This window comes from Kitasatospora sp. NPDC101235 (assembly GCF_044767505.1).
In the GTDB taxonomy this organism is placed as follows: Bacteria; Actinomycetota; Actinomycetes; order Streptomycetales; family Streptomycetaceae; genus Kitasatospora.
This window is the reverse complement of the sequence record NZ_JBIWNZ010000003.1, coordinates 151,965-178,354: the sequence shown is the minus strand read 5'-3', so window position 1 is coordinate 178,354 and position 26,390 is coordinate 151,965. Positions and strand designations below refer to the sequence as shown.

The 26,390-nt window shown below is 73.0% G+C and carries 27 protein-coding genes; 22 read left to right on the top strand and 5 right to left on the bottom strand.

Annotation, left to right across the window (positions count from 1 at the left end; genetic code table 11):
• Nucleotides 1–79 precede the first annotated feature (79 nt).
• The 6 genes from rplQ to glmM all read left to right on the top strand — a co-directional run bounded on the left by rplQ (nucleotide 80) and on the right by glmM (nucleotide 6,050).
• Nucleotides 80–574, top strand: coding sequence for a 50S ribosomal protein L17 (gene rplQ / locus ACIRRH_RS06875; protein ID WP_403062814.1), 495 nt, complete (start codon nucleotides 80–82; stop codon nucleotides 572–574).
• 97 nt (nucleotides 575–671) lie between these two features.
• On the top strand, nucleotides 672–1,583 hold the full coding sequence (gene truA, locus ACIRRH_RS06870) for a tRNA pseudouridine(38-40) synthase TruA (protein WP_403062811.1): 912 nt from the start codon (nucleotides 672–674) through the stop codon (nucleotides 1,581–1,583).
• Nucleotides 1,584–1,624: 41 nt separating this feature from the next.
• Complete coding sequence (locus tag ACIRRH_RS06865) at nucleotides 1,625–3,283, top strand: ABC-F family ATP-binding cassette domain-containing protein (RefSeq protein ID WP_403062808.1); 1,659 nt, start codon at nucleotides 1,625–1,627, stop codon at nucleotides 3,281–3,283.
• A 244-nt stretch (nucleotides 3,284–3,527) separates the two neighbouring features.
• Complete coding sequence (gene rplM / locus ACIRRH_RS06860; RefSeq protein ID WP_035848207.1) at nucleotides 3,528–3,971, top strand: 50S ribosomal protein L13; 444 nt, start codon at nucleotides 3,528–3,530, stop codon at nucleotides 3,969–3,971.
• A 45-nt stretch (nucleotides 3,972–4,016) separates the two neighbouring features.
• Nucleotides 4,017–4,520, top strand: a complete 504-nt coding sequence (rpsI, locus tag ACIRRH_RS06855) for a 30S ribosomal protein S9 (protein WP_224273932.1) — start codon at nucleotides 4,017–4,019, stop codon at nucleotides 4,518–4,520.
• Nucleotides 4,521–4,685: 165 nt separating this feature from the next.
• Nucleotides 4,686–6,050 carry a phosphoglucosamine mutase gene (glmM, locus tag ACIRRH_RS06850; RefSeq protein ID WP_403062804.1) on the top strand — a complete coding sequence of 455 codons (1,365 nt, stop codon included), beginning with the start codon at nucleotides 4,686–4,688 and terminating at the stop codon, nucleotides 6,048–6,050.
• Nucleotides 6,051–6,104: 54 nt separating this feature from the next.
• Here glmM and coaA read toward each other — a convergent pair whose 3' ends face one another.
• A complete protein-coding gene (gene coaA / locus ACIRRH_RS06845) occupies nucleotides 6,105–7,100 on the bottom strand; it encodes a type I pantothenate kinase (protein WP_403062801.1) in 996 nt (331 codons plus the stop codon).
• A 99-nt stretch (nucleotides 7,101–7,199) separates the two neighbouring features.
• On the opposite strand from coaA, the gene glmS reads away from it, so the two are divergent.
• The 6 genes from glmS to ACIRRH_RS06815 all read left to right on the top strand — a co-directional run bounded on the left by glmS (nucleotide 7,200) and on the right by ACIRRH_RS06815 (nucleotide 14,342).
• Complete coding sequence (glmS, locus tag ACIRRH_RS06840) at nucleotides 7,200–9,056, top strand: glutamine--fructose-6-phosphate transaminase (isomerizing) (protein ID WP_224273943.1); 1,857 nt, start codon at nucleotides 7,200–7,202, stop codon at nucleotides 9,054–9,056.
• Nucleotides 9,057–9,370: 314 nt separating this feature from the next.
• On the top strand, nucleotides 9,371–10,846 hold the full coding sequence (locus ACIRRH_RS06835; protein WP_403062797.1) for an NAD(P)H-hydrate dehydratase: 1,476 nt from the start codon (nucleotides 9,371–9,373) through the stop codon (nucleotides 10,844–10,846).
• 174 nt (nucleotides 10,847–11,020) lie between these two features.
• Complete coding sequence (gene alr / locus ACIRRH_RS06830) at nucleotides 11,021–12,220, top strand: alanine racemase (RefSeq protein ID WP_403062794.1); 1,200 nt, start codon at nucleotides 11,021–11,023, stop codon at nucleotides 12,218–12,220.
• Nucleotides 12,217–13,452 carry an alpha/beta fold hydrolase gene (locus tag ACIRRH_RS06825; protein WP_403062791.1) on the top strand — a complete coding sequence of 412 codons (1,236 nt, stop codon included), beginning with the start codon at nucleotides 12,217–12,219 and terminating at the stop codon, nucleotides 13,450–13,452. Before alr ends, ACIRRH_RS06825 begins: the two co-directional genes overlap by 4 nt.
• Before the next feature lie 97 nt (nucleotides 13,453–13,549).
• A complete protein-coding gene (gene tsaE / locus ACIRRH_RS06820) occupies nucleotides 13,550–14,047 on the top strand; it encodes a tRNA (adenosine(37)-N6)-threonylcarbamoyltransferase complex ATPase subunit type 1 TsaE (RefSeq protein ID WP_403062788.1) in 498 nt (165 codons plus the stop codon).
• Nucleotides 14,048–14,147: 100 nt separating this feature from the next.
• Nucleotides 14,148–14,342 (top strand): hypothetical protein, encoded by a 195-nt coding sequence (locus ACIRRH_RS06815; RefSeq protein ID WP_403062785.1) that lies wholly within the window; start codon nucleotides 14,148–14,150, stop codon nucleotides 14,340–14,342.
• A gap of 51 nt (nucleotides 14,343–14,393) precedes the next feature.
• On the opposite strand, the gene ACIRRH_RS06810 is transcribed toward ACIRRH_RS06815, so the two are convergent.
• Nucleotides 14,394–14,960, bottom strand: coding sequence for a hypothetical protein (locus tag ACIRRH_RS06810; RefSeq protein WP_403063670.1), 567 nt, complete (start codon nucleotides 14,958–14,960; stop codon nucleotides 14,394–14,396).
• 155 nt (nucleotides 14,961–15,115) lie between these two features.
• Here ACIRRH_RS06810 and tsaB point away from each other — a divergent pair, with 155 nt between their 5' ends.
• From tsaB to ACIRRH_RS06785, 5 genes are all read left to right on the top strand, one after another.
• The gene (tsaB, locus tag ACIRRH_RS06805; RefSeq protein WP_403062782.1) at nucleotides 15,116–15,790 is read left to right on the top strand and encodes a tRNA (adenosine(37)-N6)-threonylcarbamoyltransferase complex dimerization subunit type 1 TsaB; all 675 of its coding nucleotides are present in this window, start codon (nucleotides 15,116–15,118) and stop codon (nucleotides 15,788–15,790) included.
• 23 nt (nucleotides 15,791–15,813) lie between these two features.
• Nucleotides 15,814–16,302, top strand: a complete 489-nt coding sequence (rimI, locus tag ACIRRH_RS06800; protein ID WP_224283492.1) for a ribosomal protein S18-alanine N-acetyltransferase — start codon at nucleotides 15,814–15,816, stop codon at nucleotides 16,300–16,302.
• Nucleotides 16,295–17,401 carry a tRNA (adenosine(37)-N6)-threonylcarbamoyltransferase complex transferase subunit TsaD gene (gene tsaD, locus ACIRRH_RS06795; protein WP_403062779.1) on the top strand — a complete coding sequence of 369 codons (1,107 nt, stop codon included), beginning with the start codon at nucleotides 16,295–16,297 and terminating at the stop codon, nucleotides 17,399–17,401. The genes rimI and tsaD overlap by 8 nt, the downstream gene beginning before the upstream one ends.
• Nucleotides 17,398–17,658: a hypothetical protein gene (locus tag ACIRRH_RS06790; RefSeq protein WP_403062776.1), complete on the top strand. Its 261-nt coding sequence runs from the start codon at nucleotides 17,398–17,400 to the stop codon at nucleotides 17,656–17,658. Before tsaD ends, ACIRRH_RS06790 begins: the two co-directional genes overlap by 4 nt.
• A gap of 91 nt (nucleotides 17,659–17,749) precedes the next feature.
• Nucleotides 17,750–18,658 carry a polysaccharide deacetylase family protein gene (locus tag ACIRRH_RS06785; RefSeq protein WP_403062773.1) on the top strand — a complete coding sequence of 303 codons (909 nt, stop codon included), beginning with the start codon at nucleotides 17,750–17,752 and terminating at the stop codon, nucleotides 18,656–18,658.
• On the opposite strand, the gene ACIRRH_RS06780 is transcribed toward ACIRRH_RS06785, so the two are convergent.
• Together ACIRRH_RS06780 and ACIRRH_RS06775 are read right to left on the bottom strand one after the other, a co-directional pair.
• Entirely contained in the window at nucleotides 18,634–19,830 is a 1,197-nt protein-coding gene (locus tag ACIRRH_RS06780) for an SAM-dependent methyltransferase (protein ID WP_403062770.1), read from the bottom strand. The genes ACIRRH_RS06785 and ACIRRH_RS06780 overlap by 25 nt on opposite strands.
• A 112-nt stretch (nucleotides 19,831–19,942) precedes the next feature.
• Nucleotides 19,943–20,278 (bottom strand): hypothetical protein, encoded by a 336-nt coding sequence (locus ACIRRH_RS06775; protein WP_403062767.1) that lies wholly within the window; start codon nucleotides 20,276–20,278, stop codon nucleotides 19,943–19,945.
• Nucleotides 20,279–20,530: 252 nt separating this feature from the next.
• On the opposite strand from ACIRRH_RS06775, the gene groES reads away from it, so the two are divergent.
• From groES to ACIRRH_RS06760, 3 genes are all read left to right on the top strand, one after another.
• Nucleotides 20,531–20,836 (top strand): co-chaperone GroES, encoded by a 306-nt coding sequence (groES, locus tag ACIRRH_RS06770; RefSeq protein WP_014136232.1) that lies wholly within the window; start codon nucleotides 20,531–20,533, stop codon nucleotides 20,834–20,836.
• 116 nt (nucleotides 20,837–20,952) lie between these two features.
• Nucleotides 20,953–22,584: a chaperonin GroEL gene (gene groL, locus ACIRRH_RS06765; RefSeq protein WP_224281825.1), complete on the top strand. Its 1,632-nt coding sequence runs from the start codon at nucleotides 20,953–20,955 to the stop codon at nucleotides 22,582–22,584.
• A 134-nt stretch (nucleotides 22,585–22,718) separates the two neighbouring features.
• Entirely contained in the window at nucleotides 22,719–23,717 is a 999-nt protein-coding gene (locus ACIRRH_RS06760) for a LysR family transcriptional regulator (RefSeq protein WP_224281824.1), read from the top strand.
• A 99-nt stretch (nucleotides 23,718–23,816) separates the two neighbouring features.
• Here ACIRRH_RS06760 and ACIRRH_RS06755 read toward each other — a convergent pair whose 3' ends face one another.
• A complete protein-coding gene (locus ACIRRH_RS06755; protein WP_049654358.1) occupies nucleotides 23,817–24,143 on the bottom strand; it encodes a WhiB family transcriptional regulator in 327 nt (108 codons plus the stop codon).
• Between the two features lie 565 nt (nucleotides 24,144–24,708).
• Between ACIRRH_RS06755 and ACIRRH_RS06750 the strand changes: the two genes are divergently transcribed.
• Nucleotides 24,709–25,320, top strand: a complete 612-nt coding sequence (locus tag ACIRRH_RS06750; protein ID WP_014136228.1) for a response regulator transcription factor — start codon at nucleotides 24,709–24,711, stop codon at nucleotides 25,318–25,320.
• A 338-nt stretch (nucleotides 25,321–25,658) separates the two neighbouring features.
• Nucleotides 25,659–26,375: an RNA polymerase sigma factor ShbA gene (shbA, locus tag ACIRRH_RS06745; protein ID WP_363380997.1), complete on the top strand. Its 717-nt coding sequence runs from the start codon at nucleotides 25,659–25,661 to the stop codon at nucleotides 26,373–26,375.
• The last annotated feature ends 15 nt before the right edge of the window (nucleotides 26,376–26,390 follow it).

The window sequence follows — 26,390 nt, the reverse complement described above, 5'->3', positions numbered from 1 at the left end:
AAAGCCGTACGGGCACAGTGCCCGTACGCCCGCTGCGGTACCTGGTACGGCCGCAGTCGGAGATTCAAGGAGTAATTCCATGCCGCGTCCCACCAAGGGTGCCCGCCTGGGCGGTGGCCCGCACCACGAGCCGCTGCTGCTCGCCGGTCTGGCCCGTGAGCTGTTCCAGTACGGCCGCATCACCACCACCGAGGCCAAGGCCCGCCGCCTGCGCCCGCTGGCGGAGAAGCTGATCACCAAGGCGAAGAAGGGCGACATCCACAACCGTCGCCTGGTGCGCAAGACGATCACCGACGTCGCCGTGCTGCACACCCTCTTCACCGAGATCGCGCCGCGCTACGAGAACCGCCCGGGTGGCTACACCCGCATCACCAAGATCGGTCCCCGTCGTGGCGACAACGCCCCGATGGCCGTGATCGAGCTGGTCGAGGCGCTGACCGTCGCGCAGACCGCCGTCGGCGAGGCCGAGGCCGCCACCAAGCGCGCCGTCAAGGAGGCCGAGGAGGCCAAGGTCGAGGCCCCCAAGGCTGACGACACCAAGGCCGACGAGGCTGCCGAGGCCGAGCAGGCCTGACACCTCCAGGTGTTCGCGGGCCCGCTTCCCCAGCGATGGGGGAGCGGGCCCGTTCCCGTCCAGTGGCCGATCAGAGCAGTCCGGGAGTCGAGAAGCAGTGGTCAACGATTGCGCCGAGCAGCCGCCGGTGAAGGACGGCCCGGCCGACGGGTACGTCCGGGTCCGGCTGGACCTCGCCTACCAGGGCGCCGAGTTCTCCGGCTGGGCCCGCCAGAAGGGCGGCCGCCGGACGGTCCAGGAGGAGATCGAGAGCGCGCTCCAGATCGTCACCCGCAGCCCGGAGCTGTTCCCGCTGACCGTGGCCGGCCGCACCGACGCCGGGGTGCACGCCCGCGGCCAGGTCGCCCACGTCGACCTGCCGGCCGAGCTGTGGGCGGCGCACCGGGAGAAGCTGCTGCGCCGGCTGGCCGGCCGGCTCCCCGGGGACGTCCGGATCTACCGGGTCGGCGAGGCACCGCCCGGGTTCGACGCCCGCTTCTCGGCGATCTGGCGCCGGTACGCCTACCGGGTCGCCGACCACCCCGGCGGGGTGGACCCGCTGCTGCGCGGCCACGTGCTCTGGCACGACCGGCCGCTGGACATCGACAGGATGAACGCGGCCGCGCAACTGCTGCTCGGCGAGCACGACTTCGCCGCGTACTGCAAGAAGCGCGAGGGCGCCACCACCATCCGCACCCTGCTGGAGCTGCACTGGGACCGCGTCCCGGTGGACTCCTACGCCGCCCAGGAGGGCTCGCTCGCGGTCGCCACCGTCCGGGCCGACGCCTTCTGCCACAACATGGTCCGGGCGCTGGTCGGCGCGATGCTGCTGGTCGGTGACGGGCACCGGCCGGTGGAGTTCCCCGGCGAGGTGCTGGCCGGCGGGGTGCGCAACTCCGCCGTCAACGTGATCCGGCCGTACGGGCTCACGCTGGAGGAGGTCGGCTACCCGCCGGACGACCAGCTGGCCGAGCGCAACCGGCTGGCCCGGCGGATGCGCACCCTGCCCGGGCAGCCCGCTCCCGGATAATCCGTTTTGGCCGGAGGCGTCGGCTTGCGAGAATCGTCCGCATGGGACACGTCGAGATTTCGCACCTGGAGTACTACCTGCCGGACGGGCGGGTGCTGTTCGACGACGCGTCCTTCCGGGTCGGCGAGGGCGCCGCGGTCGCCCTGGTCGGTGCCAACGGGGCCGGCAAGACCACCCTGCTGCGGATGATCGCGGGGGACATCCAGCCGCACGGCGGCTCGGTGACGATCAGCGGCGGGCTCGGCGTGATGCGCCAGTTCGTCGGCACCACCGGCCGCGAGGACCAGCAGTCCACCCCCGGTGCCCTGCCGGCCGACGCCTCGGTGCGCGACCTGCTGGTGTCGGTCGCCCCGGAGCGGATCGCCAGGGCGGCCCGCGCGGTGGACGCCGCCGAGCTGGCGATGATCGCCCAGGACGACGAGAAGACGCAGATGGCCTATGCCCAGGCGCTCTCCGACTGGGCCGACGTCGGCGGTTACGACTACGAGACCGACTGGGACGTCTGCACCATGGCGGCCCTCGGCATGCCCTTCGACAAGGCCCAGTGGCGCGGTCTGAACACCCTCTCCGGCGGCGAGCAGAAGCGGCTCGTCCTGGAGGCGCTGCTGCGCGGCCCGGAGGAGGTGCTCCTGCTCGACGAGCCCGACAACTACCTGGACGTCCCGGCGAAGCGCTGGCTGGAGGAGGCCATCAAGGCCACCCAGAAGACGGTCCTGTTCATCTCGCACGACCGCGAGCTGCTCTCCAAGACCGCCGACAAGATCATCAGTGTCGAGTCCGGCGCGGCCGGCAGCAGCGTCTGGGTGCACGGCGGCGGCTTCGACACCTTCCACGAGGCCCGCAAGGCCCGCTTCGAGCGCTTCGAGGAGCTGCGCCGCCGCTGGGACGAGGAGCACGCCAAGCTCAAGAAGCTGGTCGTCACCCTGCGTCAGGCCGCCTCCGTCAGCCACGACATGGCCTCCCGCTACTCCGCCGCGCAGACCCGGCTGAAGAAGTTCGAGGACGCCGGCCCGCCGGAGGCGCCGCCGCGCGAGCAGTCCATCACCATGCGGCTCAAGGGCGGTCGCACCGGCGTGCGCGCCTTCACCATGGAGCAGCTGGAGCTCACCGGCCTGATGCAGCCCTTCGACCTGGAGGTCTTCTACGGCGAGCGGGTCGCGGTGCTGGGCGCCAACGGCGCCGGCAAGTCACATCTCCTGCGGCTGCTGGCCGGTGACGGGACGGTCGCGCACAGCGGCGAGTGGAAGCTCGGCGCCCGGGTCGTCCCCGGCCACTTCCGGCAGACCCACGCCCACCCGGAGCTGTTCGGCCGCACCGTGCGGTCGATCGTCGAGGAGGAGCACGCGCTCAGCCGCGGCGCCGCGATGGGGGCGCTTCGCCGGTACGAGCTGGACCGTCAGGAGGAGCAGAAGTTCGAGTCGCTGTCCGGCGGGCAGCAGGCCCGGCTGATGATCCTCAAGCTCGAACTCTCCGGCGTGACGGCCCTGTTGCTCGACGAGCCGACCGACAACCTGGACCTGGAGAGCGCCGAGGCCCTGCAGGCCGGCCTGGAGGCCTTCGACGGCACCGTGCTGTGCGTCACCCACGACCGCTGGTTCGCCAAGACCTTCGACCGCTTCCTGGTGTTCGGCGCGGACGGCCGGGTGTACGAGTCGTCGGAGCCGGTCTGGGACGTGACCCGGGTGGAGCGCGAACGCTGAGTGACGGCCGCGCCTCCGGCGGGGACGGGTCCAGGCGATTTTTGACCCGTCCCGGCCGTGCCGGTAACCTGGACGCTTGATGTGCGTATTGGCTCGCTCTATCTCACGTGAGAGGTCGGTACGCCGGAGACATCAGGTCGTCGACCAGCGGTCCCCCTTGAATTGCGTCCAAGGATGGCCAGGCTGCTCTTCCGTCCGGGTGCTCCTGTCAGGACTCACTCACTGAAAAGCGAAGGCTACGACCGTGCGTACGTACAGCCCCAAGCCCGGCGACGTCCAGCGTCAGTGGCACGTCATCGACGCGACCGACGTCGTGCTGGGCCGCCTGGCTTCCCAGGCCGCCAACCTCCTCCGGGGCAAGCACAAGGCGATCTACGCGCCGCACGTTGACACTGGTGACTTCGTCATCATCATCAACGCCGACAAGGTGCACCTGTCCGGTAACAAGAAGACCCAGAAGCTGGCCTACCGCCACTCGGGCTTCCCGGGCGGTCTGCGCTCGGTGCGCTACGACGACCTCCTGGACAAGAACCCGGAGAAGGCCGTCGAGAAGGCCATCAAGGGCATGATCCCCAAGAACAGCCTGGGCCGCCAGATGCTCTCGAAGCTGAAGGTCTACTCGGGCGACCAGCACCCGCACGCTGCCCAGCAGCCGGTGCCGTTCGAGATCACCCAGGTCGCGCAGTAATTCGGCCACCAAGCCCCCCAACACTGAAAAGAGCTGAGGAACACCGTGGCCGAGACCACTGAAACCCTTGAGGTCGACTTCGACGAGACCGTCGTCGAGGGCGAGTACACCTCCGAGGAGAGCTACACCTCCGAGTCCCTGGCCGGCCGCTTCGGCGAGGCCGTCCCGGGCGCCGGCCTTGGCCGCCGCAAGGAGGCGATCGCCCGCGTGCGCATCGTCCCCGGCACCGGCCAGTGGAAGATCAACGGTCGCACCCTTGAGGGCTACTTCCCCAACAAGGTGCACCAGCAGACCGTGAACGAGCCCTTCAAGCTCCTGGAGCTGGACGGCCGTTACGACGTCGTCGCCCGCATCAGCGGTGGCGGCGTCTCCGGCCAGGCCTACGCGCTGCGCCTCGGCGTCGCCCGTGCCCTGAACGAGGCCGACGTGGACAACAACCGCGGCGCGCTGAAGAAGGCCGGCTTCCTGACCCGTGACGCCCGCGCCGTCGAGCGCAAGAAGGCCGGTCTGAAGAAGGCCCGCAAGGCGCCGCAGTACAGCAAGCGCTAATCGCCTCCCCGGGGGTGCGGTCCGCCCTGGCGGCGCACCCCCTGGTTGCGCGAAACCGTCGCCCCGGAGTACCCCGTGTACTCCGGGGCGACGTGTTCCCCGGCCATGGTGCGGCGGCCGGGATCATCGGTTGGGTTCCGAGCAGTGGTGATGGAGGACGGGACAGTGGGACGACTCTTCGGTACGGACGGCGTACGCGGGGTGGCCAACGAGGGCCTGACGGCGGAGCTGGCGCTCGGCCTGTCGGTCGCGGCGGCCCATGTGCTCGGCGAGGCCGGAGCCTTCGACGGCCACCGGCCGGTCGCGGTGGTCGGCCGTGACCCGCGTGCCTCGGGCGAGTTCCTGGAGGCCGCCGTCATCGCCGGTCTGGCGAGTGCCGGCGTCGACGTCCTGCGGGTCGGCGTCCTGCCCACCCCGGCCGTGGCGTACCTCACCGGCGCGCTCGGCGCCGACTTCGGCGTGATGCTGTCCGCCAGCCACAACGCCATGCCGGACAACGGCATCAAGTTCCTCGCCCGCGGCGGCCACAAGCTGGACGACCGGATCGAGGACGCGATCGAGGCCCACTACCGCAAGCACACGCTCGGCGACGAGGACTGGAACCGTCCGACCGGCGCGGCCGTCGGCCGGGTGCGCGAGTACACCGAGGGCTTCGACAGGTACGTCGCCCACCTGATCGGCGTGCTGCCCAACCGCCTGGACGGCATCAAGGTCGTCATCGACGGCGCCCACGGCGCGGCCGCCTACGTCGCCCCCGAGGCCTTCGCCCGGGCCGGTGCCGAGGTGGTCCACACCCTGGGGGCCGAGCCCACCGGCCTCAACATCAACGACGGCGTCGGCTCCACCCACCTGGACCGGCTGCGCGTGGCGATGAAGGAGCACCGGGCGGACCTGGGCATCGCCCTGGACGGCGACGCCGACCGCTGCCTGGCCGCCGACGCCGAGGGCAACGAGGTGGACGGCGACCAGATCATCGCCATCCTCGCGGTCGCCATGAAGGAGGCCGGCACCCTGCGCCGCAACACCGTGGTGGCCACCGTGATGTCCAACCTCGGCTTCAAGCTGGCGATGGAGCGCGAGGGCGTCGAGCTGGTGGAGACCGCCGTCGGCGACCGCTACGTGCTGGAGGCGATGAAGGAGCACGGCTTCGCGCTGGGCGGCGAGCAGTCCGGCCACGTGATCCTGCTGGACCACGCCACCACCGGTGACGGCACCCTGACCGGCCTGATGCTGGGCGCCCGGCTGGCCGCCACCAAGCAGCCGCTGGCCGACCTGGCCGCCGTGATGACCCGGCTGCCGCAGGTGCTGATCAACGTCAAGGGCGTCGACAAGTCCCGGGTGAGGACCAGCACCGAGCTGGCCGCCGCGGTCGCCGCGGCCGAGGCCGAGCTGGGCTCCACCGGCCGGGTGCTGCTGCGCCCGTCGGGCACCGAGCCGCTGGTCCGGGTGATGGTCGAGGCCGCCGACCCGGCGCAGGCCGAGACGGTCGCCCAGCGGCTGGCCGAGGCGGTGCGCACCCACCTGGGCTGAGCCCCGGACACGGCGAAGGGCCCCCGCGTACCGTGGGGGCCCTTCGACGTGCGCTCAGAGCTTGCGCAGCAGCGCCCGGCGGACCTTGTGGTCCGGGCCCTTCTGGAGGACCAGGGTGGCCCGGCCGCGGGTCGGCAGCACGTTCTCCAGCAGGTTGGGCTTGTTGATGGTGCGCCAGACCTGCCGGCCGTACTCCATCGCCTCCTCCTCCGGCACCTCGGTGAAGCGGCGGAAGTAGGAGTTCGGGTCCTGGAAGGCGGTCTGCCGCAGCTTGCGGAAGCGGTCCAGGTACCAGTGCTCGATGTCGTCGGTCCGGGCGTCGACGTAGATCGAGAAGTCGAAGTAGTCGGCCACCGCGAGGCGGGTGCGGCCGTCGGTGCCGGGCAGGGCCGGCTGGAGCACGTTCAGGCCCTCGACGATCAGGATGTCCGGGCGCTCCACGGTCAGCCGCTTGTCCGGCACGATGTCGTACACCAGGTGCGAGTAGACCGGTGCGCTGACCCGCTCCTTGCCCGCCTTCACGTCCGCGACGAAGCGCATCAGCGCCCGGCGGTCGTACGACTCGGGGAAGCCCTTGCGGGCCATCAGGCCGCGGCGGCGCAGCTCCGCGTTGGGCAGCAGGAAGCCGTCGGTGGTGACCAGTTCGACCCGCGGGTGCTCGGGCCAGCGGGCGAGCAGCGCCTGGAGCAGGCGGGCGGTGGTGGACTTGCCGACGGCGACGGAGCCGGCCACGCCGATGATGAACGGGGTGCGGGTGCGCTCGGTGTCCGGGGTGTCCAGGAAGGTGCCCAGCGCGCCGCGCAGCTCGTGCGTGGCGTGGATGTACAGGTTCAGCAGGCGCGACAGCGGCAGGTAGACGTCGCGGACCTCGTCCAGGTCGAGGGCGGTACCGAGGCCGCGCAGCCGCTCCACCTCCTCGGCGCTCAGCGGCAGCGGCGTACGCTCGCGCAGCGCGCTCCACTCGGCCCGGCTGAGGTCCACGTAGGGGGACGGCGACGGGCCGGGCGTGGCGGCGCCCCGCGTACAGAGTTCGGTCAGCACATGCTCCATTGTGAGCCGTAGCGGCGTTCACGGTGGCTGTGGTGTCGGTCACGCAGCGTTCCCGCGCGGCGGGAATGCGGTCGCAGAACCGCCCTTATGCTGGCACGCATGTGCGGAATTGTTGGATATGTGGGCGCCCAGTCAGCCCTCGACGTAGTAATCGCCGGCCTGCAGCGCCTGGAGTACCGGGGTTACGACTCGGCCGGCGTCGCAGTGCAGGTCCAGGACTCCGAGGGGCAGTGGACCCTGGCCACCGACAAGCGGGCGGGCAAGCTCGCCAACCTGGAGAAGTCGCTCGCCGAGACCCCTCTGCCCGGCGGCACCACCGGCATCGGCCACACCCGCTGGGCCACCCACGGCGGCCCGACGGACGCCAACGCCCACCCCCACCTGGACGACCACCAGCGGGTGGCCGTGGTGCACAACGGCATCATCGAGAACTTCGCCCAGCTGCGCGCTGAGATCGCCGAGCGCGGCCACACCCTCCGGTCCGAGACCGACACCGAGGTCGTCGCCCACCTGCTGGGCGAGGCCTACACGGGTGACCTCGCCGAGGCCATGCGGGTGGTCTGCCGTCGGCTGGAGGGCGCCTTCACCCTCGTCGCCGTGCACGCGGACGCGCCGGACGTGGTCGTCGGTGCCCGCCGCAACTCGCCGCTGGTGGTCGGCCGCGGCGAGGGCGAGAACTTCCTCGCCTCGGACGTCGCCGCCTTCATCGCCCACACCCGCGAGGCGATCGAGCTGGGCCAGGACCAGGTGGTCGAGCTGCGCCGGGAGGGCGTGACCGTCACCAACTTCGACGGCACCCCCGCCGACGTGCGCGAGTACCACGTCGACTGGGACGCCTCCGCCGCCGAGAAGGGCGGCTACGACTACTTCATGCTCAAGGAGATCGCCGAGCAGCCGAAGGCGGTCGCCGACACCCTGCTCGGCCGGATCGGCACCGACGGCCGGCTGACCCTGGACGAGCTGCGGATCTCCGACGCCGACCTGCGCTCGGTCGACAAGGTCGTCATCGTGGCCTGCGGCACGGCCTTCCACGCCGGCATGATCGCCAAGTACGCCATCGAGCACTGGACCCGCATTCCCTGCGAGGTCGAGGTCGCCTCCGAGTTCCGCTACCGCGACCCGATCATGGGCCCGGGCACGCTGGTCATCGCCATCTCGCAGTCCGGCGAGACCATGGACACCCTGATGGCCCTGCGGCACGCCCGTGAGCAGGGCGCCAAGGTGCTGGCGATCTGCAACACGAACGGCTCCACCATCCCGCGCGAGTCGGACGCGGTGCTGTACACCCACGCCGGCCCGGAGGTCGCGGTCGCCTCCACCAAGGCGTTCCTGACCCAGCTGGTCGCCTGCTACCTGGTGGCCCTGTACCTGGGCCAGGTGCGCGGCACCAAGTGGGGCGACGAGATCTTCGCCGTCATCAAGGAGCTCGGCGACGCGCCGAAGCAGGTCGAGCAGGTCCTGGAGACCATGGAGCCGGTGCGCGAGCTGGCCCGCTCGCTGGCCGACGCCCGCTCGGTGCTGTTCCTCGGCCGCCACGTCGGCTTCCCGGTGGCCCTGGAGGGCGCGCTCAAGCTCAAGGAGCTGGCGTACATGCACGCCGAGGGCTTCGCGGCGGGCGAGCTCAAGCACGGCCCGATCGCGCTGATCGAGGAGGGGCTGCCGGTCGTGGTGGTCGTGCCCTCGCCGCGCGGGCGGTCGATCCTGCACGACAAGATCGTCTCCAACATCCAGGAGATCCGGGCCCGCGGCGCCCGCACGATCGTGATCGCCGAGGAGGGCGACGAGGCGGTCGTCCCGTACGCCGACCACCTGATCCGCATCCCGGTCACCCCGGTGCTGCTCCAGCCGCTGGTCTCCACCGTTCCGCTCCAGGTCTTCGCCTGCGAGCTGGCCACGGCCAAGGGCCACGAGGTCGACCAGCCGCGCAACCTGGCGAAGTCGGTCACCGTCGAGTAGTCCCACGCCCGTCGGCAACGGCGCCCCCGCGGTGGCTGCGCCCTACCGCAGGGGCGCCGTGTCGGGTGCGAAGGAGAACGGAACCTCCGTCCGGCGGCGGCGTCACGACGATCTCCCCTTCGATGAGCCCTGCCTCGTCCACGGCCCTTCCTCCTCCTGCTGGTTCGTGCCGAGCCACAAGGTAGGTGCACGGACTCAAGCCGGTGGGGGGATCGAAGCGGTTGTCACTCGAAAGCGTGCCGCAGGCCCGGCTCCCGCGGGGCGGTGGCGCGGGTTAGCGTCGACGGTACGTCGACTGCTGAAGGAGCCCTGACATGCGTCATGCACACCGGGTGGACGTCGTCCGGGCCGCCGAGGGCGAGCTGATGGCGCGGCTGCCCGAGGGAACGTTGATGCAGCGGGCGGCCGCCGCACTGGCGGCGACCTGCGCCCGGCTGCTGACCCGGCGCCGGGGGAGGGTGTACGGCAGCCGGGTGACGGTGCTCGCCGGCAGCGGGGACAACGGGGGTGACGCCCTGTACGCCGGGGCCGCGCTGGCCCGGCGCGGGGCGCGGGTGACGGCGGTGCTGCTGGCGCCGGAGAAGGCGCACCCGGGCGGGCTGGCCGCGCTGCGGGCCGCCGGTGGGCGGGTGACGGTGGAGCAGGAAGTCGGCCTGGCCGACTTCTCGCGCGCGGACCTGGTGCTGGACGGCATCGTCGGCATCGGCGGCCGGGGCGGGCTGCGCCCGGAGGCCCGGCCGTACGCGCAGGCCCGGCGGTCCGGGATCGTGGTGGCGGTGGACCTGCCGAGCGGGGTGGACGCCGACACCGGCGAGGTGCCGGGGGCGGCCCTGCGCGCGGACGTCACGGTCTGCTTCGGCACCTACAAGCCCGGGCTGCTGGTGGACCCGGGGGCCGAGTACGCGGGCGCCGTGCAACTGGTCGGCATCGGGCTGGAGCTGCCCGCCGCGGAGGTGACGGCGCTCCAGCACGTGGACGTGGCGGCGCTGCTGCCGGTGCCGGGCGCGGAGAGCGACAAGTACCGGCGCGGCGTGGTCGGGGTGGCGGCCGGTTCGGCGACCTACCCGGGGGCGGCGCTGCTGGCGGTGGCCGGGGCGCTGCACGGCGGCGCGGGCGCCGTCCGGTACGTGGGCACCGCCGCCGAGGAGGTGGTCCGGCGCTTCCCGGAGGCGCTGGTCACCGAGGGCGGGCCGGCCGGGGCCGGGCGGGTGCAGGCCTGGGTGGTCGGGCCGGGCGGCGGCGAGGGGGCGCGGCAGGCGCTGACCGAGGCGCTGGCGAGCGACGTCCCGGTGCTGGTGGACGCGGACGGGCTGACCGAGCTGGGCCGGCTGGGCCCGGACGCGCTGGCCGGCCGCACCGCACCCACCCTGCTCACCCCGCACACCGGCGAGGCCGCCCGGCTGCTCGCGGGCGCCGGGGGCGGCACGCCGCCGGCCGCCGACGACCTGGCCTGCGCCCGGCTGGCCACCGCCCGCCGGCTGGCGGCCGGCTACCGCGCGACGGTGCTGCTGAAGGGCTCCACCACGGTGGTCGCCGACCCGGGCGGGGCCGTCCGGGTGAACCCCACCGGCACCTCCTGGCTGGCCACCGCCGGCAGCGGCGACGTCCTGGCCGGGCTGGCCGGCTCCCTGCTGGCGGCGGGCCTCGCGCCGTTGGACGCCGCGTCGGCGGCCGCCTACCTGCACGGTCTGGCCGGCCGCGAGGCGGCGGGCGAGCCGGGCGCCCCGACGACGGCGCTCTCGGTGGCCGGGGCGCTGCCGGCGGTGTGGCGGGCGGTACGGGCCGACTAGCCCGGAACGTCCGGAAGGCCGGGAAACGGAACCGAACGGTCCGTCGAACGCGTCCGTGCAAGGGACGACGAGCGGTTCGCCGCAGGTCTGCGCGGTGTGCGCGGCCTGGTCGTCGGCAGCCGTGCCGACAGGCCGTTCGGCGAGGACTCCGGGACGTCTGGGAGACTGACCCTGATGACAACTGCGAACACGACCGGCACAGCCACCCTCACCGACGGCGTACGGGCCGAGGCGACCATCGATCTCGCCGCCCTGCGCGGCAACCTCGCGACGCTGCGCGAGCGCGTCGGCAGCGCGGCGGTGATGCTCGCGGTCAAGGCGAACGGCTACGGCCACGGCGCGGTCGAGTGCGCCCGGGAGGCGGTCGCGAACGGGGTTGGCTGGCTCGGTTGTGCGACGCCGGACGAGGCGCTGGCGCTGCGGGCCGCGGGCATCCGCCCGGAGCAGGCCCGCATCCTGTGCTGGCTGTGGACACCGGGCGGGCCGTGGCGCGAGGCGCTGCGCGCGGACCTGGACATCTCGGTCAGCGGCCAGTGGGCGCTGGACGAGCTGCTGCCCGCCGTGCGCGAGACCGGCATCCCGGCGCGGGTGCACCTGAAAGCCGACACCGGCCTCGGCCGCAACGGCTGCCAGCCGCACGACTGGCCGCAGCTGGTGGCCGCCGCCCGCCGCGCCGAGGCGGAGGGGCTGCTGACGGTCGTCGGCGTCTGGTCGCACTTCGCCGCGGCGGACGAGCCCGGCCACCCGTCGATCCAGGCCCAGCTGGACTCCTACCGCGCAGCGCTGGCCGCGGCCGAGGCCGCCGGGCTGCGCCCCGAGGTCCGGCACCTGGCGAACTCCCCGGCCACCCTGCTGCTGCCCGAGTCGCACTTCGACCTGGTCCGCACCGGCCTGGCCGCGTACGGGCTGTCGCCGGTGCCCGAGGTGGGCTCGCCGGCCGACTTCGGGCTGCGTCCGGTGATGGCGCTGACCGCGCGGCTGGCGCTGGTCAAGCACGTCCCCGGCGGGCACGGGGTCAGCTACGGCCACCACTACACGACGCCGGGCGAGACCACCCTGGGCCTGGTCCCGGTCGGCTACGGCGACGGCATCCCGCGGCACGCCAGCGGCACCGGCCCGGTGCAGATCGACGGCAAGTGGCGCACGGTGGCCGGCCGGGTCGCCATGGACCAGTTCGTGGTGGACCTCGGCGGCGACACCCCGGCGATCGGGGACGAGGTGCTGCTGTTCGGCAACGGCGAGCGCGGCGAGCCCACCGCCGAGGACTGGGCCCGCGCCTGCGGCACCATCTCGTACGAGATCATCACCCGGATCGGCGACCGGGTGCCCCGCCGCTACCTGGGCGGCAGCCGCACCGAGGGCCCGTCGGCATGACCGGCACACCGGCCGAGGGCAATCCGGTCGCGGCGGTCGCCAAGGCGGCCGGCGCCGCCTCCGGGGTGAGCCGGGCGGGTGTGATCGGGATCTCGGTCGGCGTGCTGGCGGCCGGGGCGGCCGCGGGCCTCGCGATCGAGCGGCTGACGGTCGGCCGGGCGACGCGCCGCCGGGCCCGGACCGAGCTGGACGCGAACGCCCCGTACGGCTCGCTGCGCGGCCGCCCGAGGACGGTGACCGCGCCGGACGGCACCGAACTGTACGTCGAGCTGGACGGCACCGGCTGGAGCGAGCCGGACGGCGACGGCACCGGCGCCGAGCCGCTGACCGTGGTGTTCTGCCACGGCTACTGCCTCAACCAGGACAGCTGGCACTTCCAGCGGGCCGCGCTGCGCGAGGGCATGCGGCTGGTCTTCTGGGACCAGCGCAGCCACGGCCGCTCCGAGCGCTCCCGCTCGTACCTGGCGGGCGAGCCGGCCGGCATCGACCAGCTGGGCGGCGACCTCAAGGCGGTGATCGACGCCGTCGCCCCGACCGGGCCGCTGGTGCTGGTGGGCCACTCGATGGGCGGCATGACGGTGATGGCGCTGGCCGACCAGCACCCGGAGCTGTTCCGCGAGCGCGTCGCCGGTGTGGCGCTGATCGGCACCCTCGCCGGGGACTGGGACGAGGTCAGCCTCGGTCTGCCGAGGGCCGGCGCGAAGCTGTTCAAGAAGGTCGCGCCCGGGATGGTGAAGCTGCTGGGCCGCCAGGTCGACCTGGTCGAGGCGACCAGGCGGCTGGGCTCGGACGTGGCCGCCGTCTTCTACCGGAAGTTCTCCTTCGGCGGCCGGGACGTCGACCCGGGCGTGGTGCGCTTCGCCGAGCAGCTGCTGGACGCCACCCCGATCGACGTGGTCGCCGAGTTCTACCCGGTGTTCGGCGTGCACGAGAAGTACGAGGCACTGGCCGCCCTGCGCGGCCTGCCCGCGCTGGTGCTGGCCGGGACGAAGGACCTGCTGACGCCCTCGACGCACAGCGAGGCGATGGCCGAGCAGCTGCCCGGCGCCGAGCTGGTGCTGGCCGAGGGCGCCGGGCACCTGGTGATGCTGGAGCGCGCGGAGCTGGTCGACCACGAGCTGGCGCGGCTGCTTCGCCGGGCCGCTCGCTTCGCCGGGGCGGCGCCGCTGCCCGTGACCGTCCTCGACCTGGCCCGGGAGCGGGCCGCGGAACCCGTCGTCGACCCGGCCTAGGCCCCCGCGCGCCGCACCCGGGCGCGCCGATGTGGCACGGTAGCGGTGGCGGCCGGTGGTCGGTGCGCCGGTACGGACCGAAGGGCATGACACGCGCATGGGCTCGCACGCCACTCTCACCGTCCCCACGCCGGAGCGGATGGGCCGGCTCGGCCGGGAGCTGGCCGCGCTGCTGCGGCCGGGGGACCTGGTGCTGCTCTCCGGTGAGCTGGGGGCGGGGAAGACCACGCTGACCCGGGGCCTGGGGGAGGGCCTGCAGGTCCGCGGGGCGGTGACCTCGCCGACCTTCGTGATCGCCCGGGTGCACCCCTCGCTGATCGGCGGCCCGGCGCTGGTGCACGTGGACGCGTACCGGCTGGGCGGGGACCTGGACGAGATGGAGGACCTCGACCTGGACGTCTCGCTGCCCGAGTCGGTGGTCGTGGTCGAGTGGGGAGAGGGCAAGGTCGAGCAGCTGTCCGAGGACCGGCTGGAGGTCCGGATCGAGCGTGCCATCGGCGACACCGCGGACGGGGACGACCAGGACCCGCGCCGGGTGGTGCTGACCGGCATCGGCCCGCGCTGGTCGGACGTGGCGCTGGGGGACCTCGGATAGCCGACGGGTTGCCGACAGGCTGTCGGCAAGTGTTGCGGGCGGGGTGCCGGGCGTGGTGGGATGGGTGCTGCGGTTAGGTCTGCCTAACTAGGGAGGCGCCATGTCGAGCACCACCCCCGACCCGCAGCGCGCGGTCCCCGCCGCCGGGGCCGGAGACTCCGCCCGCCGCGCTCCGGGAGAGCCGATGCGGGCACTGCTGGCCGCCTGCGCGGCCGCCGAGGCGGTGTCCACCCCGCCCGAACCGCGGCCCAGGCAGGACGAACGGCCCGAGGCGCAGGCGCCCCGGGCCGCGTGAGGCCGCACGTCCCGGACCTGGAGCACGTGGGTCGTTCCGGGCCGTCCGGGATCAGGCGATCACGACCACCTTGGTGTCCTTCGGCGCGAAGTCCCAGAGCAGCTGCCCCTCGGCGCGGCCGCTGCGGATGCCGCCGGTCTTGGCGCTCGGGTCGGTGGTCGGCGTGGCGCCGTCGACCGCCGCGCTGAAGCCGAACACCACGCCGTTCTGCTGCGCGAAGCGCACCACGTGCTCGATCTGCCTGCCGTCCGTCCCCGTGGTGGTCTGGGTGCGGCTGTACACCGCGTAGCTGCCCGGGGCGGGCTCGACCGAGCCCGGGGTGACCGGGAAGGCGGCCACGGCCTGCGGGCCCTTCTTCGGGTCGACCAGCCAGACGTAGTGGCTGCCGATCGAGTACACCACCCGGAGACCGGTGCCGGAGGTGGCCGGCAGCGGCGGAACGGTCGGGGCGGGCGCGGGGGCCGGCGCCGCGGCGGTGGCCGTACCGGTCGCCGTGGTGGTGGCGGTGGGCTTGGCGCCGCCCGCCCGGTCCTGGGCGCCGTTGGCCTGGAAGGCCAGCAGGCTCACCACCGCCAGGGCCCCCAGGGTCAACCCCGTGACCACCACTCCAGGACCCATCTTCGCCACGTTGCCGCTCCCGCCGCCGTCCCTTTACGTACGGCCCCATCGTGCCAGGTTCATCCTCGCGGGTCGCAGCGCCTCGGATCTGTGTTCCCGGGTCGTACGCCTTGCCGATCGGCCGGTCGGCCCAACGTCGGTCTAACCTTGACCCCGTGCTGCTGCTCGCGTTCGACACCGCTACCCCCGCCGTCACCGCCGCCGTCCACGACGGCACGGCCGTTCTCGCCGAGACCCACCAGGTCGACGCCAGGCGCCACGGCGAACTGCTGCTGCCCGCGATCGACCGGGTGCTGCGGGCCGCCGGGGTGGACAAGCACCAGCTGACCGGCATCGCGGTCGGCGTCGGCCCCGGCCCGTACACCGGCCTGCGGGTCGGCCTGGTGACCGCCGCCGCGCTCGGCCACGCGCTCGGGCTGCCGGTGCACGGCGTCTGCACCCTGGACGCGATCGCCTTCCAGGCCCGCGCCGAGGGCCTGGCCGGGCAGCCGTTCACGGTCGCCACCGACGCGCGCCGCAAGGAGGTCTACTGGGCCTCGTACGACGCCGACGGCCGCCGCACCGAGGGCCCCGGCGTGGACCGCCCGGCCGAGCTGACCCCGCAGGAACGCTCCGTCGGCGCAGGCGCGCTGCTCTACCCCGACGCCTTCCCGGGCGCGCACGGCCCCGAGCACGTCTCGGCCGGCGCCCTGGCCGGCTTCGCCGCCGCCGAGCTGGCCGCCGGGCGCGAGCTGCTGGCGAACCACCCGCTGTACCTGCGCCGCCCGGACGCCCAGGTCCCCGCCGCCTACAAGACCGTTCTAGGGGGCAAGGCGGTGCTTCCGGCGTGAACCACGGCACCACCCTGCGCCCGATGCGCTGGTGGGACATCGCGCCGGTGCTGGATCTGGAGCTGCGGCTCTTCCCCGAGGACGCTTGGTCCGCCGGGATGTTCTGGTCCGAGCTGGCCGAATCCCACCCCGGCGGCACCCGCCACTACACCGTCGCGGCCGCCCCGGACGGCACGATCGTCGGCTACGCCGGGCTGATGGCGATCGCCGGCGAGGGCGACGTCCAGACCATCGCCGTCGACGAGCGCCGCCAGGGCGCCGGCCTCGGCGCGGCGCTGCTCACCGACCTGATCCGGGAGGCCGCCCGGCGCGAGTGCGCCGAGCTGCTGCTGGAGGTGCGGGTGGACAACCCGCGCGCCCAGCGGCTGTACGAGCGCCACGGCTTCGAACCGGTGGGCATCCGGCGCGGCTACTACCAGCCGGCCAACGTCGACGCGCTGGTGATGCGCCTCGACCACCCGAGCACTGACAGCACTGACCCGAAGGACATTGAGGACACCCGCCATGGCTGACGAACCGCTCGTCCTCGGCATCGAGACCTCCTGCGACGAGACCGGCGTCGGCATCGTGCGCGGCACCACGCTGCTGGCCGACGCGGTCGCCTCCAGCGTCAACGACCACGCCCGCTTCGGCGGCGTCGTCCCGGAGATCGCCAGCCGCGCGCACCTGGAGGCGATGATCCCGACCATCCAGCGCGCCCTGGACACCGCCGGGATCAAGGCGAGCGACCTGGACGGCATCGCCGTCACCGCCGGCCCCGGCCTGGCCGGTGCGCTGCTGGTCGGCGTCAGTGCCGCGAAGGCGTACGCCTGGGCGCTGGACAAGCCGCTGTACGGGGTCAACCACCTCGCCTCGCACATCTGCGTCGACCAACTGGAGCACGGCCGGCTGCCCTCGCCGACGATGGCCCTGCTGGTCTCCGGCGGGCACTCCTCGCTGCTGCTCAGCGAGGACATCACCAGCGACGTCCGCCCGCTCGGCGCGACCATCGACGACGCGGCCGGAGAGGCCTTCGACAAGGTCGCCCGGGTGCTCGGCCTCGGCTTCCCCGGCGGCCCGATCGTCGACCGCACGGCCCGCGAGGGCGACCCCGGGGCGATCGCCTTCCCCCGCGGCCTGAGCGGCAGGAACGACCCCGAGTACGACTTCTCCTTCTCCGGTCTCAAGACCGCCGTGGCCCGCTGGGTGGAGGCCAAGCGCCGGGCCGGCGAGGAGGTGCCGATCGCCGACGTGGCGGCGTCCTTCCAGGAGGCGGTCACCGACGTGCTCACCCGCAAGGCCGTCAAGGCGTGCAAGGACAACGGCGTCGACCATCTGATGATCGGCGGCGGCGTGGCGGCCAACTCGCGGCTGCGCGAGATGGCCCAGCAGCGCTGCGACCGGGCCGGCATCCGGCTGCGGGTGCCCCGGCCGGGCCTGTGCACCGACAACGGCGCGATGGTGGCGGCGCTGGGCGCCGAGATGGTGTGGCGCGACCGCGCGCCCTCCGCCTTCGACCTGTCGGCGGACTCCTCGATGCCGGTCACCGACGTCCACGTGCCGGCTGCGGACATCGGGCACGGCGACTTCCACGGCCAGGCCTACGACGCCCTCGGCGGCGGCGCGGCATGACCGTCGCGGCGATGTGGGAGGCCCGGGCGGCGACCGGCCGAGGGGCTGAACTCGCTGCCTGGGTGCGGGAGTTCGCGCTGCCGGCAGTCCGTGGCGCGGCCGGCCTGGAGCGCGCCGAGCTGCTCTCCGCCCCCGGGGAGCGCGTGCTGCTGATCACCTGGTGGAGCGGCGAGCCCGCGCCCGTCGCCGACCCGCCGGCCGAACTGCTCGGCCGCCCGGTGCACCGCTGGTCCTTCATCAGTGAGCACATCGAGTAATCCGAAAAGCGGATGATACGGGGAACCGCCGCCCCGGCCGCTACCGTGCATAGCTGAGAGGCAGCTGGACGGGAACCGGGAGCGCGGTGCGGTGAGCAGGGACGGGCGGAGCAGGACCAGGACGTACGCGGCGGGGGCACTGGCTCTGCTGGCCCTCGCCACCGGGTGCGGGGAAAAGGGGGGCGGCGGCAGCGCCGCCCCGGCCGCGACCGCGGCAGCCCCGGCCGCACCCCAGTCCGCCGGCGCCGCGCCGGCCGCCGCGGCCACCACACCCGGCACCGCCCCGGCCGGGGGCGACGCCGCGGCCTGGGCGAAGTGGAACCTCAAGCCGCTCGCCCCGGCCCCCGCGCCGCCCGCCGACAAGCCCGTCAAGCTCGAACGCACCGGTGCCGTGCCGGTGTTCAGCGACGTGAAGACGAGCGACAAGGTCGTCTTCATCACCATCGACGACGGCGCCGAGAAGGACCCGAAGTTCGTCGAGATGCTCACCGACCTCAAGGTGCCGATCTCGATGTTCCTGACCAAGGACATAGTCAAGAACGACTACGGCTACTTCAAGCCGCTCCAGGCGCTGGGCAACCACATCCAGAACCACACCGTCACCCACCCGGTGATGAGCAAGCTCGCGCCGGAGAAGCAGAAGGCCGAGATCTGCGACGACCAGTCCGCGCTCACCCAGCAGTACGGCACCGCCCCGCTGCTGTTCCGCCCGCCGTTCGGCGACGGCGCCAACACCCCGACGCTCAACACCTCGGTCCAGGAGTGCGGCCCGCGCGCCATAGTGCTGTGGCGCGAGTCGATGCAGATCCACGACATGCAGTACCAGGCCGGCGACAAGAAGCTGAAGCCCGGCGACATCATCCTGGCGCACTTCCGCGGCCCCAAGGAGCTCAAGGGCGCCACGATGACCCAGATGTTCGGCGACCTGCTCGCCCGGATCCAGGAGCAGGGCTTCTCGGTGGCCAGGCTGGAGGACTACATCCAGGCGCCCGCGTCCTGAGCGGCCCGTACGGGCTGCCCCAGCATCATCAGCGGCCCGTGGTCGGTGCGGCTGAGGATCACCGTGACGGTGTTCGGCCCGGAGGGCTTGAGCTGACGGCGCAGCTCCTCCGGGGTGATCGCCATCCCGCGCTTCTTGATCACCACCGTGCCGACCCCGCGCTCGCGCAGCAGCGCCTTCAGCTTCTTGATGTTGAACGGCAGCACGTCGGTGAGCTCGAAGGCGTGCGCGTACGGGGTGGCGACCAGCTCGTCCGAGGTCAGGTAGGCGATCTTCGGGTCGATCAGCCGACCGCGCACCTGCCCGGCCACCTCGGCCACCAGGTGCGCCCGGATCACCGCGCCGTCCGGCTCGTACAGGTAGCGCCCGACCGGGCCGGCCGGCGGGTCGGGCAGGTCGCCGCCGGTCAGGCTGGCGCCCTGCGGCAGCAGGGTGGCGCGGTGCGGGCTCGCGGCCCCGGTGCCGAACCAGAGCACCGCCTCCTTGACGTCGCCGTGGTCGGAGACCCACTCGGCCTCGGCGTCCTGCGGCACCGCCTCGTGCGGGATGCCCGGCGCGACCTTCAGCGCGCCGATCGGGGTCCTCCGGCCGGCCTCGATCGCCCAGGAGAGCGGCGGGGCGTACGCCTCCGGGTCGAACACCCGGCCGCGCGAGGTGCGCCGGGCCGGGTCGGTGAACACCGCGTCGTAACCGGTGACGTCCACCTCGGCGACGTCCGCGCAGCGCACCTCAACCAGTCCGGCCAGGCCCAGCGCGGCGGCGTTGGCCGCGGTGGCGGCGCAGGCCGCCGGGTCCTTGTCCACGGCCAGCACCTCGATGCCCGCCCGGGCCAGCGCCAGCACGTCCCCGCCGATGCCGCAGCACAGGTCCGCCAGCCGTCGTACGCCCAACGCGGCGAACCGCTGCGCGCGCCACTCGGCCACGCTGCGCCGGGTGGACTGCTCGACCCCGTTGGGCGTGAAGTACATCAGGTCGGCGTCCGCCCCGAACTTCGCCCGGGCCCGCTGCCGCAGCCGCGCCTGCCCGAACGCCGCCGACACCAGCTCCGCCGGGTGCTCCCGCCGCAAGCGGGTCGCCAGCGCCAGCTCCTCCTCGGGGGTGAACTCGCGCAACTCGGCGAGCAGGGCCTGGCCCTCGGGCGTCAGCAGCGGCTGGAGGTTCTCGATGTCCACGGGGCCATTCTCGCCGGTCAGGCGAGGAGGGCGCCCAGTGTGACGGCGACCGGCGGGAGCGGGGCGAGCAGCGCGTCCTTCACGCCGGCCGGCTTCGGCGGGCCGGACGTCGTCACCGCCACAGGACGCCCGAGGAGAAGACCACCGGCAGCAGGAACGGCGAGAGCGCGGCGGTGACCGGGAGGAACCGGTAGCCGGACCGCCGGGTGCGGAAGGCGACCACGAGGCCCACGGCCAGGGCGACGACCGGGGCGGCCAGCATCCCGATGCCCAGGAAGGCCCACATGAGCCCGTCCCCGTCGTCCCCGTGGCCGGGGCCGCTGCCGAGGCAGGCGACGAGGAAGAAGACGACGAACGGCAGTACGCCTCCCAGCAGGGGCAGTGCCAGCAGGGCGAGAGCCGCGTCCTTGGGCCGGGTCGGGCCGACACGCATCGGGATCGAGGTCATGGCAGGAGTCTGGCCGTCGGGCCCGGCGCCGCACATGAGTACGACTACTCATCCGCGAACCAGGGGTCCTCAGGGCGCGTCGTTGGCACTCTGGTTGACTGAGTGCTAACACGGCCCTATGGTCGTCCTTGGCACTCCCCACTGGGGGAGTGCTAACGCGAAGACGCGTGTCTGACCCCCGCGACGGCAGGCCCGCAGGTTCGCCACCTACCCGTTAGAAAACTCCCGTAATCTCCGAAGGGGAGCTCGGACGTGACCACCAGCAGCAAGGTTGCCATCAAGCCGCTCGAGGACCGCATCGTGGTCCAGCCGCTCGACGCCGAGACCACCACGGCCTCCGGCCTGGTTATCCCGGACACCGCCAAGGAGAAGCCCCAGGAGGGCGTCGTCCTGGCCGTCGGCCCGGGCCGCTTCGAGGACGGCCAGCGTCTGCCGCTCGACGTCGCCGTGGGTGACATCGTCCTGTACTCGAAGTACGGCGGCACCGAGGTGAAGTACCAGGGCGAGGAGTACCTGGTGCTCTCCGCCCGCGACGTTCTCGCGATCATCGAGAAGTAAGACGTCCCGACCCGCCCCGGATCCGTGTCCTCAGTGACAGTGGCCCGGGGCGTGGTTGTTGGTTCACGTAGTTCGGCGGCCGGTGGGCCGGCCGCAGCCCCGAGGGAATAGGGAACATGGCGAAGATCCTGCAGTTCGACGAGGACGCCCGCCGCTCGCTGGAGCGCGGTGTCAACAAGCTGGCCGACACCGTCAAGGTGACCATCGGCCCCAAGGGCCGCAACGTCGTCATCGACAAGAAGTTCGGTGCCCCGACCATCACCAACGACGGTGTCACCATCGCCCGCGAGGTCGAGCTGGACGACCCGTACGAGAACCTTGGCGCGCAGCTCGTCAAGGAGGTCGCCACCAAGACCAACGACGTCGCGGGTGACGGCACCACCACCGCCACCGTGCTGGCCCAGGCCCTGGTCAACGAGGGTCTGCGCAACGTCGCCGCCGGTGCCGGCCCGGCCGCCCTGAAGAAGGGCATCGACAAGGCCGTCGCCGCCGTCTCCGAGCACCTGCTCTCCGTCGCCCGCGAGATCGAGGGCAAGGACGACGTCGCCGCCGTCGCCTCCCTCTCCGCCCAGGACACCCAGGTCGGCGAGCTGATCGCCGAGGCGATCGACAAGGTCGGCAAGGACGGTGTCATCACCGTCGAGGAGTCGAACACCTTCGGCGTGGAGCTGGACTTCACCGAGGGCATGCAGTTCGACAAGGGCTACCTGTCGCCGTACTTCGTCACCGACGCGGAGCGGCAGGAGGCGGTCCTGGAGGACCCGTACATCCTGATCAACCAGGGCAAGATCTCCTCCATCCAGGAGCTGCTGCCGCTGCTGGAGAAGATCCTCCAGGGCGGTGCCTCCAAGCCGCTGCTGATCATCGCCGAGGACGTCGACGGCGAGGCGCTGTCGACCCTGGTCGTGAACAAGATCCGTGGCACCTTCAACGCCGTCGCCGTCAAGGCCCCGGGCTTCGGTGACCGCCGCAAGGCGATCCTCGGCGACCTGGCCGTCCTGACCGGTGGCCAGGTCATCTCCGAGGAGGTCGGCCTCAAGCTCGACCAGGTCGGCCTGGACGTGCTGGGCACCGCCCGCCGCGTGACCATCACCAAGGACGAGACCACGGTCGTCGACGGTGCCGGTGACGCCGAGGCCGTGGCCGGCCGCGTCGCCCAGATCAAGGGCGAGATCGCCGCGACCGACTCCGACTGGGACCGCGAGAAGCTGCAGGAGCGCCTGGCCAAGCTGGCCGGCGGCGTCTGCGTCATCAAGGTCGGCGCCGCCACCGAGGTGGAGCTGAAGGAGCGCAAGCACCGCCTGGAGGACGCCATCTCGGCGACCCGCGCCGCGGTCGAGGAGGGCATCGTCGCCGGCGGTGGCGCCTCCCTGGTCCACGCCGCCAAGGTGCTGAACGACGGCCTGGGCCTGTCGGGTGACGAGGCCACCGGTGTCGCCGTGGTCCGCAAGGCGCTGCACGAGCCGCTGCGCTGGATCGCCCAGAACGCCGGCCTGGAGGGCTACGTCATCACCTCCAAGGTCTCCGAGCTGGAGATCGGCCAGGGCTACAACGCCGCCACCGGCGAGTACGGCGACCTGGTGAAGGCCGGCGTCATCGACCCGGTCAAGGTCACCCGCTCCGCCCTGGAGAACGCCGCCTCGATCGCCTCCCTGCTCCTCACCACCGAGACCCTCGTGGTGGAGAAGAAGGAGGAGGAGGCCGACAACGGTCACGGCCACTCGCACGGCCACGGCCACTCGCACTGAGGCCCGAACCACTGACCGGAGGCCCGGTCCGCGCCCCGCGAGGGGAGGCGGGCCGGGCCTCCGGCCGTCCGCCCTTGACCTTTCAACTATCAGCGGAATTTTGCAGAACGCAAAGATTGCCTTATAACTAAGGCATGATCGAGGCCCGCCACCTGCGCGTCCTGCGTGCCGTCGCACGCACCGGCTCCTTCTCCGCCGCCGCCCGCGAGCTGGGGTGTACGCAGCCCGCCATCAGCCAGCAGATGAAGGCCCTGGAGAAGTCGGTGGACACCCCGCTGGTGGTCCGCTCGGGCCGCGGGATGCAGCTCAGCGAGGCCGGTCGGGTCCTGCTCAAGCATGCCACCGGAATCCTGGCCGGGCTCTGCGCCGCCGAGGAGGAGGTGGCCGCGATCGCCGGGCTGCGGGCCGGACGGGTGCGGCTGGTCTCCTTCCCGACCGCGAGCTCCACCCTGGTGCCGCCCGCGGTCGCCCGCCTGCGGGACGGCCATCCGGGGGTGCGCGTGTCGCTGGTCGAGGCGGAGCCGCCGGAGTCGCTGGCGATGCTGCGCGGCGGCGAGTGCGAGATCGCGCTGGCCTTCCGCTACCCGCAGTCCGACGGCGCCGTCGCGCTCCCGGCGCCCGCGCACGGTACGCCGCGCGAGGCCCGGGCCGAGGCCAACCTGGAGGCGCAGCAGCTGACCGCGGGGACCGACTGGTCCGATCTGGTGGCCACCCCGCTGCTGGACGACCCGCTGGTGGGCCTGCTGCCCGCCGCTCATCCGCTGGCGGGGCGGGGCGGGGCGGTGGAGCTGGCCGAGCTGGCGGGGGAGCAGTGGATCGCCGGCTGCCCGCAGTGCCGGGGGCACCTGGTGGAGCTGTGCGCCGGTGCGGGCTTCGAGCCCCGGATCGACTTCGCGACGGACGACTACCCGGCGGTGGTCGGCCTGGTGGCGGCCGGGCTCGGGGTGGCGGTACTGCCTCGGCTGGCACTTCAGTCGGTGCGCCCTGACGGCGTGTCGACGGTGCCGGTGCGGACGGCCTCCGGGGCACCCGCGGTGCGCCAGGTGGTCGCGCTGACCCTGCCGGACCTGGCCGAGGTGCCGGCCGTGGCGCTGATGCTGGAGCGGCTGGCGGGGGCGGCCGCCGATCGCTGACGGTGGGTGACGGGGCTGCCGCGGCCCTGCACGTACGGTGAGCCGACAGGCTGAGGCGTCACGAAGAAACGTTTCTTCACGACGCTCGTGGAGACGGGTCTAACGCTGGGCGACCGCCGGCGGGGCCAGGGGGACCTCGACCAGCCGGTGCCGCGAGCGCCCCAGCATCTCTTCGCGCTCGTCCTCGGTCATCCCGCCCCAGACGCCGTACGGCTCACGGACCGCCAGCGCGTGCGCCGCGCACTCGGCGATCACCGGACAGCGCATGCAGACCTCCTTGGCACTGGCCTCGCGCGAACTGCGTGCGGCCCCGCGCTCGCCCTCGGGGTGGAAGAAGAGCGAGCTGTCCACGCCACGGCAGGCTGCGGAGAGCTGCCAGTCCCAGAGGTCCGCGTTGGGACCGGGGAGGCGGGAGAAATCTGCCATGGCTCATTCCCTTCAGAGGCTGTCGGCCGTCCGGCCGGGCGTTCGGCGGGAGGCTGGCTGCCGAGCGGTGCGGCGGGGCTTCGATGCGCTGGTATGGACACCTGGAAATATGACTTAAGGCAACTCCATGGACAAGTCACCCACACACTGGCACAACAGTCAATGACCATACGAAAGCTATAAAAGCGGGCATAGTGGGCAACTGCTCCGCCGGGCGCGGGCGTGGCAATCGGGTGGCCGACGGGCGCGCGACGTGCCGAATCGGTGTGCGGGTCGCACGCCGACCGCGCGCGAGCTGCGGAAAAGTGCGGCGTGTGCACCGCGATGCAGCTGATCGGTAATGGGTTGGCCACGTACAGTGGTGGAGGTGGCCCCGAAGGCCGTAACTCATTCGAGTGACGGTCGTTGGAAGTGCGGAGGCGGTCAGCGGGCGCCGGACGTCGGAACGATCGCGGGCAGGTTGGGGCGATCGGCACGGAGTCTGTCGCCGATCGGCCGTGTCGGAGAGGTTCGTACCAGCCAGGAGGCTCAACGTGACGCGGATCAGCTGCGGAGGACGACGGTCATGACTTCCGTTCTCGTTTGCGACGATTCCCCGCTCGCCCGCGAGGCGCTTCGCCGCGCGGTCGCGACCGTACCCGGTGTGGACCGGGTCACCACCGCGACGAACGGGGAGGAGGTCCTCCGCCGCTGGGTGGCCGACCGCTCCGATCTCGTTCTGATGGACGTCCGGATGCCCGGCCTCGGCGGGGTCGAGACGGTCCGGCGACTGCTGTCCGCCGACCCGGGCGCGCGGATCATCATGCTCACCGTCGCCGAGGACCTCGACGGTGTCGCGCTCGCGGTGGCCGCGGGCGCCCGCGGGTACCTGCACAAGGACGCCTCGCGCGCCGAGCTGCGGGCCACCGTCACCCAGGCCCTCGCCGACCCGACCTGGCGGCTCGCCCCGCGCCGGCTGCGCAGCCCCGACATGGGGGCGGCGCCGACCCTGACGGCGCGTGAGATCCAGGTGCTGGAGGGCATGAGCCACGGCCGCAGCAACGCCGAGATCGGCCGCGAGCTGTTCCTCTCCGAGGACACCGTCAAGACCCACGCCCGACGGCTGTTCAAGAAGCTCGGGGCCTCCGACCGGGCGCACGCGGTGGCGCTGGGCTTCCGCTGGGGCCTGGTCCGCTGACCACCGGCGGCGCCGCCGGTTGCGGCGCGCCGTCGGCGGTTCCCGGAACGGGCGCAGCACGGGCGTGTGACGTTACGGTCCCGAGGTTGCACCATGGAGGAGTGGAGCACCTCGGGGACCAGCGGACAGGCACTGCGGCGAACCACGCAGCCGCAGGACACTCGGTGGACGGCGCGACGGACGGGACCACCACCGACGACGGCGGGGCGGGAGGCGGCACGGTGCAGGAGGGGCTGGTGGTGCGCGGCACGCCGTACGGTGCGGCACCGCATAACGTTCCGGTGCACAACTCCGGACGCGGTGCCGCGTTTTCCCACTCGACCAGGCACCATGGACCGATGCGCGACGACGTCGCCGGTGCGGCCGGCCAGGCGGACCCGGTGGAGGCCGAGCCCTCCGGTCCGGGCCACGATCCGTCGTACGCCGATCCCGGCGGTTCCGCCGGTGCGACCGGACCGGGCCGCCCGCCGGTGCTCGGACGGGGTGGCTCGCCGCTGGTGGGCGAGCTGGTCGCGGCCGCGGTGCGCGGCGAGGGCCCGGCGATCGACGCGCTGCTCGCCTACGTCCACCCGCTGGCGCTGCGGTACTGCCGCGCCAAGCTGGTCCGGCTGCCCGGCGGGGCCCGGCACCACGTGGACGACGTCGCGCAGGAGGTCTGCGTCGCGGTGCTCTGCGCGCTGCCCCGGTACAAGGACCAGGGGCGCCCGTTCGAGGCCTTCGTCTACGGGATCGCCGCGCACAAGATCGCCGATCTCCAGCGGGCCGCGATGCGCGGGCCCGGTTCGACCGTCGTGCCGCAGGACGACCTGCCGGAGGTGCCGGACGAGGCGCTCGGCCCGGAGGAGCAGGCGCTGCTGAGCAGCGACGCGGCCTGGGCGAAGGAACTGCTCTCCAACCTGCCGGCCCGTCAGCGCGAACTGGTGCTGCTGCGGGTGGCCGCCGGGCTGTCTGCGGAGGAGACCGGCGAGGTGCTCGGGATGTCACCGGGTGCCGTGCGGGTCGCCCAGCACCGGGCGCTCAGCCGGCTGCGGGCGCTCGCGGAGGAGTCCTCCTGATCCGTGCCGGTTGCG

Coding starts and splice junctions, on each gene's coding strand:
- alr (WP_403062794.1), top strand. CDS start 11,021: ATGACAACTGCGAACACGACCGGCACAGCCACCCTCACCGACGGCGTA.
- rplQ (WP_403062814.1), top strand. CDS start 80: ATGCCGCGTCCCACCAAGGGTGCCCGCCTGGGCGGTGGCCCGCACCAC.
- coaA (WP_403062801.1), bottom strand. CDS start 7,100: ATGGAGCATGTGCTGACCGAACTCTGTACGCGGGGCGCCGCCACGCCC.
- ACIRRH_RS06760 (WP_224281824.1), top strand. CDS start 22,719: ATGATCGAGGCCCGCCACCTGCGCGTCCTGCGTGCCGTCGCACGCACC.
- ACIRRH_RS06835 (WP_403062797.1), top strand. CDS start 9,371: ATGCGTCATGCACACCGGGTGGACGTCGTCCGGGCCGCCGAGGGCGAG.
- ACIRRH_RS06825 (WP_403062791.1), top strand. CDS start 12,217: ATGACCGGCACACCGGCCGAGGGCAATCCGGTCGCGGCGGTCGCCAAG.
- ACIRRH_RS06810 (WP_403063670.1), bottom strand. CDS start 14,960: ATGGGTCCTGGAGTGGTGGTCACGGGGTTGACCCTGGGGGCCCTGGCG.
- shbA (WP_363380997.1), top strand. CDS start 25,659: ATGCGCGACGACGTCGCCGGTGCGGCCGGCCAGGCGGACCCGGTGGAG.
- ACIRRH_RS06775 (WP_403062767.1), bottom strand. CDS start 20,278: ATGACCTCGATCCCGATGCGTGTCGGCCCGACCCGGCCCAAGGACGCG.
- ACIRRH_RS06790 (WP_403062776.1), top strand. CDS start 17,398: ATGACCGTCGCGGCGATGTGGGAGGCCCGGGCGGCGACCGGCCGAGGG.
- tsaE (WP_403062788.1), top strand. CDS start 13,550: ATGGGCTCGCACGCCACTCTCACCGTCCCCACGCCGGAGCGGATGGGC.
- tsaD (WP_403062779.1), top strand. CDS start 16,295: ATGGCTGACGAACCGCTCGTCCTCGGCATCGAGACCTCCTGCGACGAG.
- rimI (WP_224283492.1), top strand. CDS start 15,814: ATGCGCTGGTGGGACATCGCGCCGGTGCTGGATCTGGAGCTGCGGCTC.
- ACIRRH_RS06755 (WP_049654358.1), bottom strand. CDS start 24,143: ATGGCAGATTTCTCCCGCCTCCCCGGTCCCAACGCGGACCTCTGGGAC.
- ACIRRH_RS06815 (WP_403062785.1), top strand. CDS start 14,148: ATGTCGAGCACCACCCCCGACCCGCAGCGCGCGGTCCCCGCCGCCGGG.
- groL (WP_224281825.1), top strand. CDS start 20,953: ATGGCGAAGATCCTGCAGTTCGACGAGGACGCCCGCCGCTCGCTGGAG.
- ACIRRH_RS06865 (WP_403062808.1), top strand. CDS start 1,625: ATGGGACACGTCGAGATTTCGCACCTGGAGTACTACCTGCCGGACGGG.
- ACIRRH_RS06750 (WP_014136228.1), top strand. CDS start 24,709: ATGACTTCCGTTCTCGTTTGCGACGATTCCCCGCTCGCCCGCGAGGCG.
- glmS (WP_224273943.1), top strand. CDS start 7,200: ATGTGCGGAATTGTTGGATATGTGGGCGCCCAGTCAGCCCTCGACGTA.